The 20,467-nt window shown below is 66.1% G+C and carries 18 protein-coding genes; 4 read left to right on the forward strand and 14 right to left on the reverse strand.

What is annotated here, in order from left to right; all coding sequences use genetic code 11:
• Positions 1-30 precede the first annotated feature (30 nt).
• From ASC89_RS18675 to yajC, 4 genes are all read right to left on the reverse strand, one after another.
• Entirely contained in the window at positions 31-870 is an 840-nt protein-coding gene (locus ASC89_RS18675) for a phytoene/squalene synthase family protein (RefSeq protein WP_056000529.1), read from the reverse strand.
• On the reverse strand, positions 867-1,256 hold the full coding sequence (locus ASC89_RS18680) for an Mth938-like domain-containing protein (protein WP_055880002.1): 390 nt from the start codon (positions 1,254-1,256) through the stop codon (positions 867-869). Before ASC89_RS18680 ends, ASC89_RS18675 begins: the two co-directional genes overlap by 4 nt.
• Before the next feature lie 3 nt (positions 1,257-1,259).
• The gene (gene secD / locus ASC89_RS18685; protein WP_056000532.1) at positions 1,260-3,815 is read right to left on the reverse strand and encodes a protein translocase subunit SecD; all 2,556 of its coding nucleotides are present in this window, start codon (positions 3,813-3,815) and stop codon (positions 1,260-1,262) included.
• Positions 3,816-3,951: 136 nt separating this feature from the next.
• A complete protein-coding gene (yajC, locus tag ASC89_RS18690; protein WP_055880006.1) occupies positions 3,952-4,302 on the reverse strand; it encodes a preprotein translocase subunit YajC in 351 nt (116 codons plus the stop codon).
• 185 nt (positions 4,303-4,487) lie between these two features.
• Here yajC and ASC89_RS18695 point away from each other — a divergent pair, with 185 nt between their 5' ends.
• The 4 genes from ASC89_RS18695 to ASC89_RS18710 all read left to right on the forward strand — a co-directional run bounded on the left by ASC89_RS18695 (position 4,488) and on the right by ASC89_RS18710 (position 9,063).
• Complete coding sequence (locus ASC89_RS18695; RefSeq protein WP_056000535.1) at positions 4,488-5,366, forward strand: ATP-binding protein; 879 nt, start codon at positions 4,488-4,490, stop codon at positions 5,364-5,366.
• A gap of 281 nt (positions 5,367-5,647) precedes the next feature.
• Complete coding sequence (locus tag ASC89_RS18700) at positions 5,648-6,109, forward strand: TadE/TadG family type IV pilus assembly protein (RefSeq protein WP_082533456.1); 462 nt, start codon at positions 5,648-5,650, stop codon at positions 6,107-6,109.
• Complete coding sequence (locus tag ASC89_RS18705) at positions 6,106-7,785, forward strand: pilus assembly protein TadG-related protein (protein WP_056000538.1); 1,680 nt, start codon at positions 6,106-6,108, stop codon at positions 7,783-7,785. The genes ASC89_RS18700 and ASC89_RS18705 overlap by 4 nt, the downstream gene beginning before the upstream one ends.
• A 294-nt stretch (positions 7,786-8,079) precedes the next feature.
• The gene (locus ASC89_RS18710) at positions 8,080-9,063 is read left to right on the forward strand and encodes a hypothetical protein (RefSeq protein ID WP_156384682.1); all 984 of its coding nucleotides are present in this window, start codon (positions 8,080-8,082) and stop codon (positions 9,061-9,063) included.
• A 171-nt stretch (positions 9,064-9,234) separates the two neighbouring features.
• Here the strand turns inward: ASC89_RS18710 and ASC89_RS18715 are convergent, their stop codons facing one another.
• The 10 genes from ASC89_RS18715 to ASC89_RS18760 form a co-directional block, all read right to left on the reverse strand.
• Entirely contained in the window at positions 9,235-10,407 is a 1,173-nt protein-coding gene (locus ASC89_RS18715) for a M23 family metallopeptidase (RefSeq protein ID WP_056000546.1), read from the reverse strand.
• Between the two features lie 375 nt (positions 10,408-10,782).
• Positions 10,783-11,547 (reverse strand): 5'/3'-nucleotidase SurE, encoded by a 765-nt coding sequence (gene surE, locus ASC89_RS18720; protein ID WP_056000549.1) that lies wholly within the window; start codon positions 11,545-11,547, stop codon positions 10,783-10,785.
• Complete coding sequence (gene serS / locus ASC89_RS18725; protein WP_056000552.1) at positions 11,544-12,869, reverse strand: serine--tRNA ligase; 1,326 nt, start codon at positions 12,867-12,869, stop codon at positions 11,544-11,546. The genes surE and serS overlap by 4 nt, the downstream gene beginning before the upstream one ends.
• 228 nt (positions 12,870-13,097) lie before the next feature.
• Positions 13,098-13,934 (reverse strand): twin-arginine translocase subunit TatC, encoded by an 837-nt coding sequence (gene tatC / locus ASC89_RS18730; RefSeq protein ID WP_055880027.1) that lies wholly within the window; start codon positions 13,932-13,934, stop codon positions 13,098-13,100.
• A gap of 2 nt (positions 13,935-13,936) precedes the next feature.
• On the reverse strand, positions 13,937-14,734 hold the full coding sequence (tatB, locus tag ASC89_RS18735) for a Sec-independent protein translocase protein TatB (protein ID WP_056000555.1): 798 nt from the start codon (positions 14,732-14,734) through the stop codon (positions 13,937-13,939).
• A gap of 32 nt (positions 14,735-14,766) precedes the next feature.
• A complete protein-coding gene (gene tatA / locus ASC89_RS18740; protein ID WP_055048811.1) occupies positions 14,767-14,985 on the reverse strand; it encodes a twin-arginine translocase TatA/TatE family subunit in 219 nt (72 codons plus the stop codon).
• A 52-nt stretch (positions 14,986-15,037) separates the two neighbouring features.
• Positions 15,038-16,138 (reverse strand): ABC transporter ATP-binding protein, encoded by a 1,101-nt coding sequence (locus ASC89_RS18745; protein WP_055880032.1) that lies wholly within the window; start codon positions 16,136-16,138, stop codon positions 15,038-15,040.
• Positions 16,135-16,806, reverse strand: coding sequence for an SMC-Scp complex subunit ScpB (gene scpB, locus ASC89_RS18750; protein ID WP_056000558.1), 672 nt, complete (start codon positions 16,804-16,806; stop codon positions 16,135-16,137). Before scpB ends, ASC89_RS18745 begins: the two co-directional genes overlap by 4 nt.
• Complete coding sequence (locus ASC89_RS18755; RefSeq protein WP_055880036.1) at positions 16,803-17,615, reverse strand: ScpA family protein; 813 nt, start codon at positions 17,613-17,615, stop codon at positions 16,803-16,805. The genes scpB and ASC89_RS18755 overlap by 4 nt, the downstream gene beginning before the upstream one ends.
• Positions 17,616-17,808: 193 nt before the next feature.
• Positions 17,809-20,385, reverse strand: coding sequence for an SPOR domain-containing protein (locus tag ASC89_RS18760; RefSeq protein WP_156384683.1), 2,577 nt, complete (start codon positions 20,383-20,385; stop codon positions 17,809-17,811).
• Positions 20,386-20,467 lie beyond the last annotated feature (82 nt).

Raw genomic sequence — 20,467 nt, forward strand, 5'->3', positions numbered from 1 at the left:
TGGCGATTCTCGGACCGTCCGCCAGCGCCGTCACACGTTGCGCGCCGACCACCACCACAGGCCGAGGATCTTGCGCCAGTCGGCCGTCGCGGCTGTCGCGGCAAACGGCGTGCGGTTGCGGGCGGCCTGGCGCAGCTCGGGGCCGAGCAGCGCCATTGGCGAGAAGGCCGGCCGCAGCGGTCTGGGCAGCGCCGCTATGGCCCGCTGCGCCTTGTCGAGATGCTCCAGCGCGAGGTCGTTGACCTGCCCGAGCGCCGCAAACAGCCCCTCGCTCTCCTGCCCCGCCAGAATCTCGCCATCGGTCACGCCATTGGCGGAAAAAATGTTCATCGGCAGGAAGATCCGCCCCTGCGAAGCGTTGAAGCCGAAGGCGCGCAGATGCCCCGTCAGCGCCTGCGCGACGCCCAGATGTCCGGCCGCATCACCGGTCTCGATCTCGGTGCCGCCGTTCAGCACCATCGCGGCGAGCTGGTACAGTACCGAAACCGTCTCGCCGGCATAGCCTTCGAAGCTCTGAACGTCCGGCATCGGGTCCTGGTAGAGGTCGAAGCGCCGTGCCGCGACCAGCCGGAGCAGTGGTCCGCTCGGCAAGCGGTAGTTTTCGATGGCGTCGAGCAGGGCCGCCGCCAGTGGGTTCTGGCGCACATTGCCGTGCCCTGTCCCCTTCAGCGCGTCGGCCCACCATTGCAGGCGGATTTCTCCGGCCGTCGGCTCGCGCGCCCGGTCACGGATCGACGCCACATCGGCGCTGAAGGCGTAGAGCGACTGGATCGCCGTGCGTTCCGGCTCTTTCAGCAGCAGCGTCGCAAAATAGCGATCGCGATCGGCGTCGCGCAGGAAGCTCGCGACGTACCCGGCGTCTTCGCTCATCGGGCGTTCTCGACCGCGAGGAGAGCCGCGCCCACGGCACGATCCTCGGCCAGCAGCACGTTGTAAGTGCGCACTGCCCCGCCGGTGGCGATGGCCTCGACGATCACCCGGCGCTCCTTCAGCGCGGCGCGCACCGCGGGGTCGAGCCCGGCGATATCGCCGCCGAGCCCGATCAGCAGCACATCGAGCTGATCGGCGGCCTCCAGCACGGCCTGAAGGCTATCGAGCGTCACCTCGCTGGGCTGCGTCGCCTCCCAGGCGAACATGCCGCCGGGGAGACAGAGCAGCGAGCCGCGATGCGACAGGCCGGCAAAGCGGAAACCGCCATTGCCGTAGGCATCGATGGGGACCTGCCGGGGATAGAACCCCTCCCCTCGCTCAACCACGGATTAAACCGCGGCGCCGTCGGCGCGCTTGTTCGCCTTGGCCTTCTTTTCCTTCTCTTCTTCCATCTCGCTGCGCGGCTTGAGCCCGAAATAGATCAGGATCGGGCCGCCGATGAAGATCGAGGAGTACATTCCGAAGATCGAGCCGAAGGTCATGGCGATGGTGAAACCACGGATCGACTCGCCGCCGAAGAACACCAGCGGGAACAGCGCCAGGAGCACGGTGAACTGCGTCAGCGAGGTGCGGACGATCGTCTGGTTGATCGAGAGGTTGATGATCTCGGGCACCGACATTTTCTTGTATTTTCGTAAGTTCTCTCGGACGCGGTCGGAAATCACCACCGTTTCGTTGAGCGACAGGCCGACCAGTGTCAGCACCGCCGCAATCGAGGAGAGGTTGAACTCCAGCCCGGTGATCGAGAACAACCCGACGGTCATGATCACGTCGTGCAGCGTCGTCGTCACGGCGGCGAGACCGAACTGCCACTCGAAGCGGAACCAGACATAGATCAGGATGGCGAACAGCGTCACCAGCACGGCGATCGTGCCGTGGACGGCCAGTTCACCAGAAACCGTGCCGCTCACCGCCTCGGTGCGTCGAACCTCGTACTCCTCGGTCGCCAGCGTCTTGGTGACTTCCTGCACGGCCACCTGCTGCTCGGCGTCGCCGCCCGGCTGCAGCTGAATGCGGACCAGCAGGTCCTGCGGCGTGCCGAAGCTCTGCACCTGCACTTCACCCAGGTTCAGCGGCTCGAGCAATTCACGCACGCGCGCCGGGTCGGCATCGCCCGTGGTGTGCTGCACTTCGATGGCGGAGCCGCCGACAAAGTCGATGCCGAGATTGAAGCCCTTGAAGTAGGCGGTGCCGATGGCGAGCACGGTCAGGACGATCGAGAGGATGATCGCCGCGCGGGACATCTTCATGAAGTCGATCTTGGTTCCGTCCGGGATGAACCGGAAGTGCTGGATCCGCAGCGTCTTGGGGCGCTTCCAGTGGTACCAGATGCCGATAAAGAAGCGGGTCACCGTATAGGCGGTGAACAGCGAGGTCAGGATGCCGAGCGCCAGCGTCACGGCAAAGCCCTGGATCGGGCCTGAGCCGAGGAAGTACAGCACAATGGCCGCAATCAGCTGCGTCAGGTGGGAGTCGATAATGGTGCCCCAGGCGCGATGGAAGCCTGCGTCCAGCGCCGCGAGGATCGATTTGCCCGCCCGCTGCTCTTCTCGCATGCGCTCGTAGATCAGAACGTTGGCGTCAACCGCCACGCCGATGGTGAGCACGATACCGGCGATACCGGGCAGCGTCAGCGTTGCGCCGATCGCCGAGAGCGATCCGAGGATCAGGAAGATGTTGAGCACCAGCGCCACGTTGGCGAACACGCCGAACAGGCCATAGGCGATAACCATGAAGGCCAGCACGGCGACCGAGGCCACCGCACCTGCAGTGATGCCGGCGCGGATCGAGTCCGCACCGAGGCTGGGGCCGACCGAGCGCTCCTCGACCACGTCGAGGCTGGCCGGTAGCGCGCCGGCGCGCAGCAGCACGGCAAGATCGTTGGCCGATTGCGGGGTGAAGTTGCCGCTGATCTGGCCCGAGCCGCCGGTGATCGCCTGCTGGATGACCGGTGCGGTGATCACCTGGTTGTCGAGCACGATGGCGAAGCGCTTGCCGACATTCTTCGAAGTGATTTCGCCGAAGGTGATGGCGCCGCGGGTGTCGAACTGGAAGCTCACCACCGAACGCGAGGTCTGCTGGTCGAAGCCGGGCTGCGCGTTGGTCAGCGATTCACCGCCGAGCTCGATGTTCTCGTTCAGCAGCTCGCTGCCGCCATCGGCGCTCGGCAGGATGAAGTAGCCCGACGGGATACCCTGCGCTTCGGCCTGCGCCGCGGTCATCGAGGGGTGAACCAGGTGGAAGGTGAGGCGCGCCGTCTGCTGGACGAGGTCCTTCAGCCGCTCGGAATCCTCAAAACCCGGCACCTGCAGCAGGACGCGGTCCTGCCCCTGGCGCTGGATCGTCGGCTCGGTGGTGCCCACCTCGTCGACGCGGTTGCGGATCACTTCCATCGACTGCGCGACCAGCGACGACATCCGTTCCTTGACGCCGTCGGGCGTCAGCGACACCACGATCTTGCCGTCGGTCGTCTCGGAGAAGGCCAGCTCCGGCACGCCACCGACACCGAAACTGCTCGACACGTTGTTCTGCAGCTTCTGCACCGCCGTCATCGCGGCAGCTTTCTGCGAGGGGTCGGTCAGCTCGATGGTGATCGAATCCGGGCCGGTGGTGATCAGGTTGCCGATGCCGTTGTCATTGGCCAGCGCCGAGCGCACATCGCGGCGCAGCGACTTGATCCGCTCGGTGATGATCGACTCTCGGTTGACCTGCAGCAACAGGTGCGAGCCGCCCTGCAGGTCGAGGCCGAGGACCACGGTCTGCTTGGGCAGGAAGCCCGGCCAGCTGGCGAGGATATCCTTGGGCAGGAAGCTCGGGATGGTGAACAGGATGCCAAGTATCGCAACGATGACGATGATGGCTGACCGGAATGGCGATGACTGCATGGTCGGAACTTGGGTCCTGTATGGTGCTCCTGGGGACAGCAGGCCGCCCCGGAGCAAACGGAGCCCAGTGGCTCCGCGTCTATGTCAGAAATGCGTCAGCCGGCCCACTTGCTGGGCCGGCTGGAATGGAGATGGCTCAGGAAGCCTTGTTGTCGTTGACCGGCGTCGACTTGGAGCGGACGTCCGAGATACCGGCGCGCGTGACCTTGACGCGGGTACCCTGGGCAATCTCGACCTCGAGGTCTTCGCCATCGACTGCCTTGGTGACTTTGCCCACCAGGCCGCCCGAGGTGACCACGGTGTCGCCGCGGCTAATCGACGTCAGCATCGCCTGGTGCGCCTTCATGCGCTTCTGCTGCGGACGGAAGATCAGCAGCCAGAAGATCACGACCAGCAGCAGGATCGGGGCGAACTGGATCAGCAGATCACCGGCGCCCATCGAGGGGGCAGCGCCTGCGGCTTGCGCGAAGGCGGGGGTCACGAACATTAAGAAGCTCCTTGCATAGTGGCTGTCGGCACGTCGGATGGCCGTTGTTGACCCATATAGGGCTGGTCTCCGGCGCTGGACAGTCCAACCCGGCAAAAATCGGCCGGAATATAGAGGCCGTGCACAAGGATTGCAAAGCCAATCGGGCTGCGTCAAAACGGGGGCGTACCCGGGAGTTCGCCCATATGACCACCGACTATTCCGCCGACATCGCGGCGGCCCTCGCCCGCATCGCCGATACGCTTGAAGCCATGAAGCCCGGCGCCGGCATTTCGGCCCCTGCCCTGACCGATGCCAACGCCTACCACTGGGACGCCGCGGCAGATGCGCTCATCCCGGTACCAAGGGTGTCGCGGGTGCCGCTCGCCATGCTCAAGGGCATCGACGACGTGCGCGAGATCCTGCTGCAGAACAGCCTGCAGTTTGCGCAGGGCTTCGCCGCCAACAACGCGCTGCTCTGGGGCGCCCGCGGCATGGGCAAGAGCTCGCTGGTCAAGGCCGTGCACGCCCACATCAATACCTCTGGCGAACCCGGTATCAAGCGGCTGATCCTGATCGAGATCGCCCGCGAAGACATCGAGGCACTGCCCCGGCTGATGCGGCTCATCTCGAAAGAGGAGAGCGCCCGCTTCATCGTGTTCTGCGACGACCTGAGCTTCGACAAGGACGAGACCAGCTACAAATCGCTGAAGACCATCCTCGATGGCGGGCTCGAAGGCCGCCCGGAGAACGTGCTGTTCTACGCAACCTCCAACCGCCGCCACCTGATGCCGCGCGACATGGTGGAAAATGAGCGCTCCACGGCCATCACCCCGGGCGAAGCGGTCGACGAAAAGGTGTCGCTGTCGGATCGCTTCGGGCTCTGGCTCGGCTTCCACAACTGCGACCAGCCGACTTACCTGGCGATGATCCGCGGCTATTGCGACGAGTATGGCCTCGTGATCGACGACGAAACGCTGCGCGCCCGCGCTGTCGAATGGTCGATGACCCGTGGCGCCCGCTCCGGCCGCGTCGCCATCCAGTTCGTCCGCGCGCTCGCCGGCGAGCAGGGCAAAGCAATTTAGCTCCTGCAGTCTGGAACCGGCACCGCCGTGCCGATTCCAAACTCCGACCTCATAAGTACTACCACGTACTTCCATAAGCGACTCCGCGCCGCCCTCCGCGCAGATGTTGCCAGTACGGTGTTTCCGCATTGCTCACGGGAATTCCACTTATCTTGCCTATACTTATCTCTATTTGACTAATCTCGTATTCCGTCGTTTCGGGCGCCCAGTCTTCCGGCGCCTGAAACGACCGGCCGAGCATCCCACCCAGGAGGGTGGCGGCCATTTTGTGGGGTACTCGTATGCTGAGGCACCGAGACTGCCAGCCGCCCAGCGTGCCGCCACTTCGTGGCCTGCGCCGTTTCGCCGGCGCCCACGAAGGCGCATCGGCGGTCGAGTTCGCCATCATCGCCCCGGTCTTCATCCTGATGATTGTCGGCGTCCTCGCCTACGGCATCTATTTCGGCGCCGCCAGCTCGGTGCAGCAGATCGCTGCCGACGCTGCCCGCACCTCGATCGCCGGCCTCAGCCCCACCGAACGCAACACGCTGGTTACAGCATTCATCGAGAACAATGCCGGCGGCTACGTCTTCATCGATCCTGACGAGGTGGATTTCACCATCGGCGACGATGCCAGCGATCCCAACCAGTACAAGGTCACCATCACCTACGACGCCTCGCAATTGCCGATCTGGGTGCTGCCGGTGCCGCTGCCGGACAAGATCATCAGCTACACTTCGACCATCCGGCTCGGCGGCATATGAAAGGCTTCCGCCGCTTCCGAGGCGAGGAACTGGGCAACATCGCGGTGATGTTCGCGCTGCTGCTGCCGGTCGCGATGCTCGCCGGGGCCTTCGCCGTGGACGAAGGCTCGCTCTATCTCGAGCGGCGGCAGGCGCAATCGGTAACGGATCTCGCCGCTATTGCGGCGGTGACCGACCCCAGCAAGGCACTCGATACCGCCTTCAGGACCTTTCAGGCGAACGGGCTGATCGGCAGCACCCTCAGCATCGACGATCCCTCGATCCAGGTCCGCTCCTCACACCCGGTGCAGGTGGTGACCGGCCACTACAAGGCGGTGCCGGAGCTGTCGGTGGCGGCGCGCTTCTCGCCCGGCGGCTCGCCGCCCAACGCCGTGCAGGTGACTTACCGCAAGACCGGCACACTGCTGCTTGCCCGACCCTGGCAGGCGCCGCCCGAGATCTCCGTCGCGGCGCTGGCGACGGCTAACCCAGAGGCGGCCTTCTCGGTGGGCTCCCGCCTCGCCTCGCTGAACGGCGGCGTCGCCAACGCCCTGCTCAAAAGCCTGCTCGGCACCTCGGCCACGCTCGATGTGATGAGCTACAACGCCTTGCTCGACGCCAGGGTCGATCTGCTCGATTTCCTCGATGCATTGAACCAGCAGCTCCACCTCTCGGCCGCCACCTATGGCGACGTGCTGAAGGCCTCGGCCAGCCGCGGCGCCATCGCCGCCGCCATGGCGAGCGTCCTCACCGGCACCGCCAAGACCGCCGCCACCACGCTCTCTACCACCATTGCCGACACCGGCACGATCCCGCTGCTCAAGCTGCTCGATATCGGCTCGCTCTCCACCCTGCCGGTGGGCAGTGAATCCGGCTATTTCGCCGGCCTCTCGGCGCTCGAGCTGCTCAACGCTGCTGCGGTAATCGCCGGCAACGGCAAGCAGATCGATCTCGCCGTCGGCGCCACCCTGCCCGGCCTCACCAGCATCGCCCTCAGCGTCGCCATCGGCGAGCCGCCGCAGCATGCCTGGTATCGGGTTGGTGAGAAAGGCGCTGTCGCCCGCACCGCGCAGACCCGGCTCAAGCTGACGGTCAAGCTGCTCGGCGGCCCGATCTTGCTCGGCGCCGGCGTCACCCTGCCGATCTATATCGAAGTCGCCTACGCCGAAGCGCGGATCCGCTCGCTCGCCTGCCCTGGCTTGGGTAGGCAAGCCGGCACCGCCGTGGTCGAGGTGCTGCCCGGCGTCGCACGGCTCGCTATCGGCAACCTCGCGGGCGCCAGCTTCACCGATTTCAGCGCTTTCCCGGTGGTCAACCAGGCGACCATCCTTTCTGCCCTGCTGCTGAAGATCAAGGCGCGCGCCGCCATCGTCATCGGAGAGACCTCGCCGATCCTGCTCAATTTCTCGAGCGAGGATGTGACACAGGGAACCATCAGGACCGCCACCAACCACACCATCGTCGGCAGCCTGTCGAAATCGCTGCTCGACGAGCTCGATATCGATGTCGACGTGCTGGGGATCGGCCTGTCCACCGACGCCGTCATCGAGGCCGCCGTGCGCACGCTGGTGGCGCCGCTGGCGCCGGTCCTCGACAGCACCATTTTCGGCGTTCTCGACGTCCTTGGCGTCGGCATCGGCGAGGCCGACGTGCGGGTCTACAGCGTCACCTGCAGCCGTCCCGTGCTGGTCGGCTAATCTATGCTCGTGATGGGCGGAGGTCGGGCTGACCCACGGCGATTACCCCACCTGCGATGTCATCCCTGCGAAAGCAGGGACCCAACTCTCCTTCGGCGCGGGCTGTGAAATGGGTCCCAGCTTTCGCTGGGATGACGGCCGGTGGTAGGCCACACCGCCGAGCCCAGCCACTAGGCCGGTGGAGCAGATCGCGAAGCGCTCTAGACCATTTATCAATAGCCCCGCGGCTTGCGGCGCAGCCTCGTAGCTGCAACGAATGCGCCCGCGTTTCGACGACGAGGACTGAGGGGAATAATGAGCCGGTCGCATAAGTTGAGATGGTCGCATGGCGAGGCGACCATCCTGAGTACGGCTGCCATGCTGGCCGACGCCACCTTCCTGGTTGACGGTAAGCCCTTCAAGCCGTTCGCCCGCGCGCCGTGGCTTGGTACCGTCGACGATCCCGCAATCGTCGGGCATCTGCGCGTGCTGGCCGGCGATTTCGTCGGTCTGCCTTTCGGCACTGGTGGGCGCACTGCCGGCCCGAACCTGCCCGAATGGGGCAGCCTGCTCGGCCAGCCGGCCACGGGCACCATTCATGGCCCTGTCGCGCATCGCGAGTGGACTATCGTCGGCGGCGACGATGAGAGCGTGACGCTGTCGCTCGACTACGATCCGGATTCCGTCGTGCGCAAGGTCGAGCGCGTCATCACCGCCCGCAAGGACGCGCCGGCGCTGGATTTCGTCATGCGCATCTTCGCCCGCCACAAGGCGCCGATCTCGGCTGGCCTCCACCCCAATTTCCGCCTGCCGGAAAATCCCGGCCGGCTCGAACTGAAGCTCGATTTCGACTTCGGCCTCACGCACCCCGGCCAGACCGCCGAGGGCGACCCGCAGGAGTTCGAGAGCCTGAGCTCAGTGCCGAAAAACGGCGCCCGGGTGGATATGTCCCATATCCCGCTGTCGCCCCGCACCGACAAGAACGTGCAGCTCTGCGGCGCCCGCGGCCCCCTCACCGGCACCTATCTCGACGAAGGCATGGGCTTCGAGCTCGACTGGGACCGCGAACTGTTGCCGACGCTGATGATCTGGCACACCGATGGCGGCATCAAGGGCGAGCCCTGGAACGGCCAGTTCCGCGCCGTCGGCCTCGAACCCCTCGCCTCCGCCTTCGACCTCCACACCGACGTCGCCACCGGCCCCAACCCGATCAACCAGCGCGGCATCAAGACCTGGGTGGATCTCGACCCGGCCAAACCGCTGGAGATCAGGCACTCGGTCAGGGCGTTTGCGGTCTGACTGAAAGCGCCCGCTCAAGCCGACCGAGCCGCGATGCCAGTGTGAGGGTCTCCCTCCCCCTTGCGGGGAGGGGACAGGGGCGGGGGTCAGCACGCGCCAGCTTTCTAGGTCCCCCGAAAGCCAAAAAGGCCCCGGATCGCTCCGGGGCCTTTCTCAAATCTGTGCTTAGCCTCAGCTCGCCAGCAGCGGCAGCGGATCCACCGGCGTCGCGCCCTTGCGCAGCTCGAAGTGCAGCTGGGACTTCGACACCGAGCCGGTCTTGCCGGCGGTGCCGATATTGTCGCCGCGGTTCACCACGGTCCCTTTGGCGACGTTCATGTCCTTGAGGTGGGCGTAAGCCGACACATAGCCGTTCGGGTGGCGGATCAGGATCAGGTTGCCGTAACCCTCGACGCCCGAGCCGGCATAGATCACCTGGCCATTCTCGGCCGAGCGGACCGCCGCGCCTTCCGGCGCTTCGATATTGATGCCGGTGCCCTTGGAATTGGCGAAGTCGGTGATCACCCGGCCCGAGATCGGCCAGCGGAACTTGTCAGCACCGGAGAGCACCGGTTCGGTCTTGGGCTGCTGCAGCGGCTGTGCTTCAGCCACGGCGGCCGGAGCTGCACTGGTCGGCGCCAGCGGCTTGACGGTCGCGGCCGGAATCTTGGTCTCGGGCTCGATCGAAGCGACGGCAACGGGCTTGGGTGCAGCGAGGTTCGACGGCGGCGCGCCGAGCGTCGTTTCCGGCTTGGCGCCGCCCTTGGGGCCCAGCGCCATCAGCGTCGAGGCCTTGCCGGGAATGACGATCTTCTGGCCGACATAGATCTTGTCGGGCGACGAGAAACCATTGGCCTGGATGATCGCCTGCGCCGTGACGTTGTAGCGGCGGGCCACCGTGTAGAGGCTCTCGCCGCTTTCGATCACGTGGACATAGGCATCGGAGGGAACGGAGACGAGGGAGTTCGAAGCCGGGGCGGACGCCAGAGTGGTAGTGGCCGGAACCGGGCTCAGGGGCTGGGCAGCGGGCATCATCTGATTGCTTCCGTTGGCTGATGAAGTGAGCACAGGCAAGTCTTCGGTCGATACTGAGCCAAGCGGCTGGCTGGCCATGGGCTGAGTGCCCATGCTGTTGGAGCCGACCAGCATAGGACCGGACCCACCGCCAATGTTTTCTGGAGGAACGAGCGTCTTGGGCATGGCCTGCGCTGTGTTCATCGGCGCAGCGGCGTTGACCGAGCCGGTCGCCGTCCTGTCGAAGCCAAGGCCACCCAGCGAGCTGCACCCCGAGAGCGCAGTGGCGCCCGCGAACAGGCCCACAATCGCGGCGGTTCTAAACGTCTTACCGGTCACGCGGTTACTCATCAGTCCACTCTACGCAGGTACTCAATGGACGTGAGATTAGGGCGTTAAGGTAAAGAGTGATTTAAATGCGAAGCAATTTGCTCAAATCGTTCGGCGGGAGATTCAGGAGTCGGTAGGGTTAAGGAGGCGGGCGGCTAGTGACGCTCCTCGCGGACGCTCGTAACGCTACCAGCGTGCTGCCCCACCCTCATCCGGCCTTCGGCTACCTTCTCCCATCATGGGAGAAGGCCACCCCCCAAAAATGGTAGCGCGGTAGACCCATCAGCAGACGGCTCAGTCGGGCCTTCTCCCCTTGTGGGAGAAGGTGGCCGAAGGCCGGATGAGGGGTATCGCAACCGCAGGTTGCGCGATCCGAGCGGAGCGAGGAGCGGTGCCCTAAAGCCCCAGCTTCCCATCCAACTGACCAGCCATCTCATAATGCGTGTGCTGCAGCAGCAGCGGGGTCACTGTGATGGCGTTGCCGTGCATGGCGAGGCGGAAATCGTGTTCTTCATCGAGTGGCTTCGGCGTCTCGGGGATGGCGATGAAGAACTTTCCGGCATTGTCGCTCGGGTAATAGGCCATCGGCGAGCGGGCAAAGCGCTGGAACGGCACCACCCGGATGCCGGCCACATACTCGGGGGCGCAGAACGGGATGTTGACGTTGAAATAGACCTCGCCCCGGCCCTTCACCTGCTGCAGCAGCTGGCTCACCACGCGCGCCGCATAAGTGCGCGAGTTGGTCCAGTCGATCTCGGTGCCGCGCTCGTAGTCGACGCCCTGGCTGATGCCGATGCCGAGCGCGCCATGCAGCGCTCCCTCGCGCGCCCCGGCGACCGTGCCCGAGCAGTTGAGGATATCGCCCAGGTTCTGTCCGTTATTGATGCCGGACAGCACCAGGTCGGGCGTCAGATCCTTACAGATATGCGTCATCCCGGCGACGACGCAGTCGGCCGGCGAGCCGCCGACGATCGAGAACACCCGATCCTCGCGCTTGTCCACCCCGAGCTCGCGGCCGAAGGTGAAGCGATGCGCCGCTCCTGACTGGTTGCCATCCGGCGCCACCACCCACACGTCGTCGCTGAGCGTCAGCGCAATCTCGCGCATCACCGCGATGCCGGGAGCGTCCACGCCGTCATCGTTGGTGATGAGAATTCTCACGAGCGCGCACCGATCGACTTGAGGCCCTTCATATAGGGCTGCAGCGCGTCGGGGATGGCGATCGAGCCATCCTCCTGCTGATAGTTTTCCATCACGGCGATCAACGCCCGGCCCACGGCAACACCCGAGCCGTTCAGCGTATGAACATGACGGATTTTTCCGTCCTTGCCCTTCACCCGCGCATCCATGCGGCGCGCCTGGAAATCCCCGCACACCGAGACCGACGAGATCTCGCGATAGGTGTCCTGCCCCGGCAGCCAGGCCTCGAGGTCGTAGGTCTTCTGCGCCCCAAAGCCCATGTCGCCGGTCGACAGCATCATCACCCGGTAGTGGATCCCGAGCTGCTTCAGCACATCCTCGGCATCCGACAGCATCTTCTCATGCTCATCGCCCGAGGTTTCCGGCGTGGTGATCGCCACCATCTCGACCTTGTTGAACTGATGCTGGCGCAGCATGCCGCGGGTATCGCGTCCAGCCGACCCGGCCTCCGAGCGGAAGCACGGGGTCAGCGCCGTCATTCGCAGCGGCAGCTCGTCCTCAGAGAGGATCGTCTCGCGCACGAAGTTGGTCAGCGGCACTTCGGCCGTCGGGATCAGCGCCAGCCGGCTCTCGCCATGCGGGGTGAAGAACAGATCATCGGCGAACTTCGGCAGCTGGTTGGTGCCGTAGAGCGCGTCGTCCTTCACCAGCAGCGGCGGCTGCACCTCGGTGTAACCATGCTGGTCGACATGCAGATCGAGCATGAACTGGCCGATCGAACGCTCGAGCCGCGCCAGATGGCTCTTCAAGACGACGAAGCGGCTGCCGCTGATCTTGGCGGCGACTTCGAAATCCATCTGGCCCATGGCCTCGCCGGTCTCGAAATGCTCCTTCGGCTTGTAGCTGAAGCTCGGCTTCGCCGGTCGCGCCTTGGCCGCGGTAGCCGGCGAGCCGTTGAGGCCAAAATACTCCTTGTTGTCGGCCTCGTCGGCGCCACGCGGCACCTCGTCGAGCGGCAGGTTGGGGATCACCAGCAGCGCGTTGCGCAGCCCCTCCTCCGCTTCCTTGCGGGTGGCTTCACCCGCCTGGATCGCGTCCTTCAGGCTCGCGACTTCGGCCATCAGCTCGTTGGCCTTGGCCTCGTCTTTCTGCGCCTTGGCCTGCCCGATCAGCTTCGACAGCGCATTGCGCTTGGCCTGCGCGTCCTCGACCGCGGCGATGGCGCTGCGGCGGGAATCGTCCATGGCGATCAGCTCGGAGGCCTTGAACGGCACGTTCTTGCGCTCGCTGAGCGCAGCGTCGAACGCGGCGGGATTGGCTTTGATCCAGTTGATATCGAGCATGGAGAGACCTGCGGCGGGAGAAGGGCTCTGCTTTACCGGATTGGGGTGCCAGCGCAAGTCCCTGACGGGACGCCCTGCCCGATCGTTTCGCGAGTGACCAGCACCGGCGATGCTGAGTGGGCTCCGACCCGACCCACTCACCGGTGTCATCGTAGATGGGGTGATTGCCGTGGGTCGGCTCGACCACCCGCTCAGGGTGGTCAGTTCGTCCGTAAGATGCTTTGGAGCCTACTCGGCCTTCTCGACGTCGGTACCTTCGGCCCCCTCGGCCGCGAGCGCCGCAGCCCGGCGTTTCTCGATCCAGCGAACCGAGAGGATCGAAATCTCATAGAGCAGGTACATCGGCAGCGCGAGGCCGATCTGCGAGATTGGATCGGGCGGCGTGATGAACGCGGCGAACACCAGGATACCGACAATGGCGTAGCGGCGGCCCTTCTTCAGCGTCGCCGAGGAGACAAGGTCGATCTGCGCCAGCAGCGTCAACACCACCGGCAGCTGGAAGCAGATGCCGAAGGCGAGGATCAGCGTCATGGCGAGGCCCAGATATTCCGAGACCTTCACCAGCATGGTGATCTCGGTGGTCTCCATGGCGTGGAAGAAGCGCATGGCGAGCGGCAGCACCGCGAAATACACCATCGCCGCGCCCAGAACGAAGAACACCGGCGTCGCCACCAGGTACGGGATGAAGGCCCGACGCTCCTTCTTGTAGAGCCCCGGCGCCACGAAGCCGTAAACCTCGGTGGCCAGATACGGGAAACCCAGGAACAGCGCCCCGAAGAAGGCGAGGCTGAGCTGGGTGAAGAAGAATTCCTGCGGCGCGGTGTAGATCAGTTCCACCGGCGCCGGCGCTACCGCCTCGCGATAGGGCTGCACCAGCACATCGAAAATGGTGCCGGCAAAAAAGAAGCAGACGATCAGCAGCGCGAAGATCACCAGCACCGAGCGGATCAGTCGCTTGCGCAGTTCGATCAGGTGGTCGAGCAGCGGCGCTTCGCTGCCGGCGAGCTCATCCTGTTCAACCGCGGCGGCGTCCTTGGGGGCTTCGAGCTTGGTCTGTTCGGCCATGGTCACGGCTTCTTGGCGGCAGCAGCCGGTTTCTTGGCTGCGGGTTTCTTGGCCGCGGCGGGTTCAGCGACGGCGGCCTTGACGGTCTTGGCCGGCGCGGCGTTCGCGGCCGGCTTGACGGCGACGCTCTCGGCCTTGGCGACAGGCTTGGCGGCCTTGACGGTAGCCTTTTTGGCGGACGAGGCCTTGGCCGGCGCGATGGCCTCGACCTTCGCCTGCTTGGCAGGCGCGGCCTTGGCTGGTGCGATGGCTTCGACCGGAGCCGGCGAGTCGATCGGCTTCTTCGCTTTCGGTGCAGCCTTTTTTGCCGGAGCGATGTCGGCAGCTGCCACCTTGCTCTCGGTCGGCGCCTTGATCTTGACCGGACGGGCGGCCTTCACCGGTGCCTTGGGCGTCTCGGCTGGCTGCACGATCGGGGTCATCACCGGCGCCGCGGCCGCTGCAGGAGTGGCAATGCCGGCGGCGGCCTTGATCTCGTCGACCACGCTTTCGACCTTGGGATCGGCCGGCTTGATCGCCCCTGAGGGCTTCACCTCACCGGTTGCCGTCGTCGTGTTGAATTCCTTGCGGATCGCATCGGCAGTCGCCTTCAGCGGCTGCGTCACCGACTGGCGGAGATTGGTGATCTCGTTGAGACCAGTGGTCTTGTTCAGCTCACGCTGAAAGTCCGAGCCCATGCGACGGATCGTGCCGGCAAACTTGCCGACCCGATGCATCAGAGCGGGAAGCTCTTTGGGTCCGATGACGATCAGGGCCACGACCCCGATCACAAGCATTTCGGTCCAGCCGACGCCGAGCATAGTTTTGGCTCCTGGGAGCGGCCGTCAGACGATCAGGCGTCCTTGGCCTTTTCGGTCTCGCGGGCCGGCTCGACGGTGGTCGAAGCGTCGATCTGCGCAGCAGGCTTCTGCTCTTCGTCGCGCATGCCCTTCTGGAAGGACTTGATGCCGGAGGCTACTTCGCCCATCAGCCCGGCAATCTTGCCGCGTCCGAACAGCAGGATCACCACGATGGCGACGACGATGATGCCCCAAATCCCTGGCGCGTGCATGGATGGTCTCCGAAAGAATGCTCTACGCTTACACTAGCGCAGAGAAATAGGTTCAATCCTTGGCGAACACAAGGACGTGTTCCGGGTTGAGGGTCAGGAATACGTCCGATCCGACAACAAGGTTACGATCGGCGCGGCGACGGATCTGGATCGGGCGGTCGAGGCCAGTCACGCTCACTTCGCACAGATCGATGCCGATGGCATCGCGCTTGGCCAGCACACGGCCGGGAACGCCGGGCCCTTCGGTTGCCACGTCGAGCGATCCGATCGGCCGGATCGCCACCGTCACCGCGGTGCCGTCGGCATACTTCGGCGCCGGAACGGGCCCGAGCGGGGTCTCCACCCTGCCCGCTTGCACCCGTGCCTCGATCTCGCTCAGCGGCGAAAAGAAGCGGGCGGCGTTGAGGTCGACCGGCCGGTTGTAGATCTCCGACGCCGTATCGATCTGCGCCAATTTGCCGTGGCGGAGCAGCGCAATGCGGTCGCCCAGCAGCATTGCCTCCTCCGGATCGTGCGTCACGATGATGGTCGTGGCGTGGGTTTCCCGCAGCACCGCCAGCGTTTCGTTGCGCACCGTCTCGCGCAACCGCGCATCGAGGCTCGAGAACGGTTCGTCGAGCATCAGGATGCCCGGGCGCGGCGCGATCGAGCGAGCCAGCGCCAATCGCTGCTGCTGGCCGCCGGAGAGCCGATGCGGATAGTCCGCTTCGCGGTCGTCGAGACCCACGCGCTTCAGCGCCTGCCGCGCCTGCGCCAGCGCGGCGGTCCGCCCCAGCTTGCGTAGCCCGAAGGTTACGTTCTGCAACAGCGTCAGGTGCGGAAACAGGGCGAAATCCTGGAACATCAGGCCGATGCCGCGCCGGTCCGGCTTGGCATGAACGCCAGGACCGGACACGACCTGGTCGTTGATCTTCACCGTGCCGCCGTCGATGCGCTGGATGCCGGCGGCCACCCTGAGGATGGTCGATTTGCCCGAGCCGCTCTCCCCGAGGAGGCACACGATCTCGCCCGGCACCAGCGCCAGCGAGAAGTTCCTGAGCACCGGCCGCCCACCCAGCGTCACGTCGACGGCGTCGAACCGCAGCGCCGCCGCAAAGGCGACGCCGGCGGTGCCGCGCGGGCCCCAGTCCTCGACTGCTTCGATATCGGTCATTGGATCGGGTCGCTCTCGCCCTGGTCGTCCGGCTCCAGCGGATCCTCGTCATCGCGCAGCGGCCCATCAAAGGGCAACGGCACCTGGAAGGCCGGCGGCAACCGGCTCGACAGCAGCCCCGAGCCCTTCAGCTCTTCGAGCCCCGGCAGGTCGGCAAGGCTCTCAAGGCCGAAATGGTCGAGGAAGGCTTCGGTCGTGCCATAGGTCACCGGTCGCCCCGGCGTGCGCCGGCGGCCACGCATGCGCACCCAGCCAGTTTGCATCAGCACGTCGAACGTACCGCCGCCGCTGGCAACGCCGCGCACCTCCTCCACCTCGGCTCGGGTGGCCGGCTGGTGGTAGGCGATGATGGCGAGGGTTTCGAGTGCGGCGCGCGACAGCTGCCGGCTCTCAGTCTCCTCGCGGCGCAACAGGAACGACAGGTCGTCCGCCGTACGGAAGGCCCACTTGTCACCGCGATGCACCAGTTGCACGCCGTGGCCGGCATAGCGCAGCGCCAGCCGTTCGAGCAGCTCGGGAACGTCGGCGCCCTCCCCCAGATACGGCGCGATGTCGGCCGGTGACAGCGGCTCGGCCGAGGCAAACAGGATCGCTTCGAGCACCCTGAGGTTCCGCTCGGCGATCTCGCCATGCTCGTCGAACTGGTCGTCCGGAACTTCATCCGTCATTCGGTCTTCTTTCCGTCGCCGGGTGTCTTTGGATCCTGGCGCCGTCGCATGAACAGCGGGCCGAAGGTCAAGGTCTGGCGCAGTTCTATTTGCCCCTGCCGGGCGAGTTCAAGGCTCGAGGCGAAGCTCGACGCCGTCGCGGTCTTCCGCTGCTCGGGGTTGCTCAGATACTGGTCGAGATACGCATCGAGCGGCACCCAGTCCATGCTGTCGCCAATCAGCCGCGTCAATATCTCGCGCGCCTCCTGCAGCGACCAGACGCTGCGCTCGAACAGGTGATAGTCCTGCGGCACGTTGCGTTCGCGGCCGGTGGCATAGGCCTTGAGCAGATCGTAGAGCGAGGCTTCCCAGAGGTTGCGTCGCTCCACCAGCACCGGTTCGGGCTGGCCCCGCGCATGCACCTGCCGCCCGAGCCGCGGCCGGTTGATCAGCTGCATCGCCGCCTTGCGCATGGCTTCGAGCCGCTTCAGCCGGAACTGCAGCAGGGCCGCCATCATCTCGCCGGAGGGCTCATCGTCGCTGGGTGCCTGTGGCACCATCAGCCGGCTCTTGAGATAGGCCAGCCACGCCGCCATCACCAGGTAATCGGCGGCGATCTCGATGCGCTTCTCGCGCACCGTCTCGATGAAGCCGAGATACTGCTCGGCCAGCGCCAGCACGGAGATGCGGGAGAGGTCGACCTTCTGGCGGCGCGCCAGGTCGAGCAGCAGGTCGAGCGGGCCTTCATAGCCGGCAACGTCGACATACATCACTTCATCGTCGCGCGGCGCGTCGGGAGCCGCGAACCAGTCGGTGGAAGTGTCGCTCATACAGTCGCCTGCCCGCCAGAGCGCTATCAGGAAATACCTGCCCTCGCCAAGGCGGGATTGCAGACTTTTCCGCTTCGATAGCGCGACAAATCAAGGCTGGAGCATGTTGTCGTTCAACGAAACGGTAACACGCTCCAGCTCGCGCGAGCTTGGTCCCTAACCGAGACCGAGGTCAAGGAACTGCGGGTGCCGATCAACCGCCGATCGGCACGCAATCGACGCCGTTGGCCTTGAGGCTGGCGCAGGTCTGCGTCGCTTCCTGGAAGGAATCGACCGGCAGCACCACGCGGTACCAGGTGCCCTTGGCGCCGAGGTTGACCTGCCGCACGGCAAGGCTGCGCCCATTCAGCAGGCCGGAGAGCCGGTTCTGCGTCGAACGCAGCGACGACGCCGCGTCGCCTTCGGTCGGCTGCGAGCTGAGCTGCACATAAGGACCGCTGCCACTGGCCTGCGGCGCCTGGGCCGCGGGGGCCTCGACCAGGTCAACCGGCTGCGACGGCTGGGTAGCAGCAACCTGCTGGTTCGAGCCACCGCCAAGGACCGAGCGATCCGTCGGGCGGGCCACCGGGACCGGCGCCACGATGTTGGGATCGATGGTCGGCGCCGGGCCGGTCGGCGCCAGCGCCGAGACCTGGGTCGGATCGACCGCCGGATCGGTGCCGGTGTCGATCGCCGCGGCAATCGGATCGGTCGCAGCGTCGGGAACGGCTGCCAGCAGTTCGGAGGGCTGCACGTCGGCGCCCGGCAGATCCGGAACGGCCGGCCGATCGACCGGCAGTTCTTCATTGCCGGCCACCGCCTCGTCGCCCGAAACGATCGTGCCATCTGGGCGAACCGTCACGGTGCGAACCTTGCGGTTGGCGAGTTCGCTCTCGCTGGCCGCATCATCGCCCTCGCCCACCGTGCGCGCCACGTCGGCAACGCTGGTTTCGGCGGTATCGTCGCGCGAAACCAACTGCTCGTTGGCAGCGGCCGCGGCGGATTTGCCGTCGAGCTCATTGAACACCACCGAACCCTGCTGGTTGGTCGTGCTGGTGGTCGGCGGCGGTGTCTGCTTTACCGGGGTCGCATCAGCCTGCAGCACCGGCGCATCGGCGTCGGTGCCACGGCCCATGCCGAGCACCCAGTAGAGGCCGAAACCGGCTGCCAGCAGCAGCGTGCCGGCGACGGCCATGCCGACATATTGGCGCATCCCACCCGAGCGGCGCTCGGGTTTGGCCTTCGGACGCTTATACGGGCTCTGCCGCTGTTCGGCGGACATACCACCATCGATACGGCCAACCTCGGCGCCGCTGGCAGCGGCGGCCGCAAGAATGGCGGCCTCGGCCGACGGCACCTGCGGTTCAGCATCCTTGATCGCGGCGCGACGCGGGGCAAACCCGGTGGTGAGCGGCGGCACGATCGGAGCGGACTGCGGCACGGCCGCTTGTGGCGGCGGGGCGGCAGGCTTGTCGCTGGTAAGCTCCACCCGAACGGCTTCGCCGATCAGGCTCTCGATCTCGTCCATCGGGTCGCGCTCGGCGGCCGGCTGCGGCTGCGGGCGCGGCGCCTGCACCTTGCTGGTCGGCCCGAACACCGGGGCGACACCAAAGCGGTCCTCGGGACGCGAGACCGGTGCGGGGCTGGCCGGCGCAGCGGAAAGCGGCGTCGACTGCGGACGGAACTGCGAAGGGCCCGAGGCAGGGCGCGATGCGGGCAGCGGGAAACTGCGGGCGGCCGGCTGCACCGGCGCGGGCCGCTGCTCGACCTTCGCCTCCTCGACGACCTCGGCTTCGACGGAATCCAGTTCCGCCGCGATCAGATCGGCGATCGGGTCGCCGGTCGATGCCGCAGGAATCACCGGAGCAACCGCAGGGGCCGGAGCGGCAGCTGCCGGCGACGAGACCGCGGGGCGGACCTGCGGGCGCGACTCGGCTGCCGCAATCGGCGCCGGCGGCTCGGACGCAAAGCCGAAATCGAAATCGAAGCTGTCATCGGTAGCCGACGCCTTGGCGGCAGCAACCATCGGCGATGCCGCAGGTGCAGATGCGGGCGCGGACGCCGGCGCAGCCGGACGCGGCGCGGCAAAGCTCGGCTCGACCCGCGGCGCGGGCGCCTTTACTTCCGGCTCGACCGTTGCGTCTGCACTCACGGCGGGCGCCAGCTCGGCTTCGAGCTCAGCCATCGGATCAGGCTGCGATGGCGTGGGCTTGGCGGGCTCGAACGGCGCCGGGCGCGCCGGCGGCAGCACCTCGGCTACGACCGGGCGCGCTACCGGCGCGGAGGTCTCAACGGTAGCCGCCGGCCGCATCGGCACCGGCTTGGGGATCTCGCGATCCTGCCAGTTGGCCATCGGCTCGGGCTTGAAGCTGGTCGAAGCCGCGGGAAGCGTACCGAAATCGAACGACGCGGCAGGCTTGGGCTCCACCGAAGGGACCGGCGACGTCACGGCAGGCGCCGGCGTGGCGGCTACGGGTTGATCCATGCCGGGAATGCGCAGCACACCCGGGGCGACCGGCGCGGGCCGATCGGCCGGCGGCGGCACTGGTGTGCTGACGGCCGGCGCGGGCGCCGGCGTTGCGGCAACCGGCGCATCCATACCGGGGATGCGGACCATTGCGGGCCCCTGCCCTTCGGGCTTGGGCGCATCGGCAAGCGTGACGAGCTTGGGCGCAGATTTGGCCTCCGGCTCGGCGCCCTGAGCGTTGTTCGCCATAAGTTTGGCGAGCTCGGCGATCAGGTCGTCGGATTTATCCTGGCCATCAGGCATCTGCTGCGGTCTCGCTGTCATTGAAAGCAGCGCCCCCTAAACTCGTGGTCCCGGTGCTCGCCTTGACCCCCGCCGAGCAAGCCGGCAACTCTAGCAACCAATG

It is taken from the genome of Devosia sp. Root413D1 (assembly GCF_001425235.1).
Taxonomy (GTDB): domain Bacteria; phylum Pseudomonadota; class Alphaproteobacteria; order Rhizobiales; family Devosiaceae; genus Devosia_A.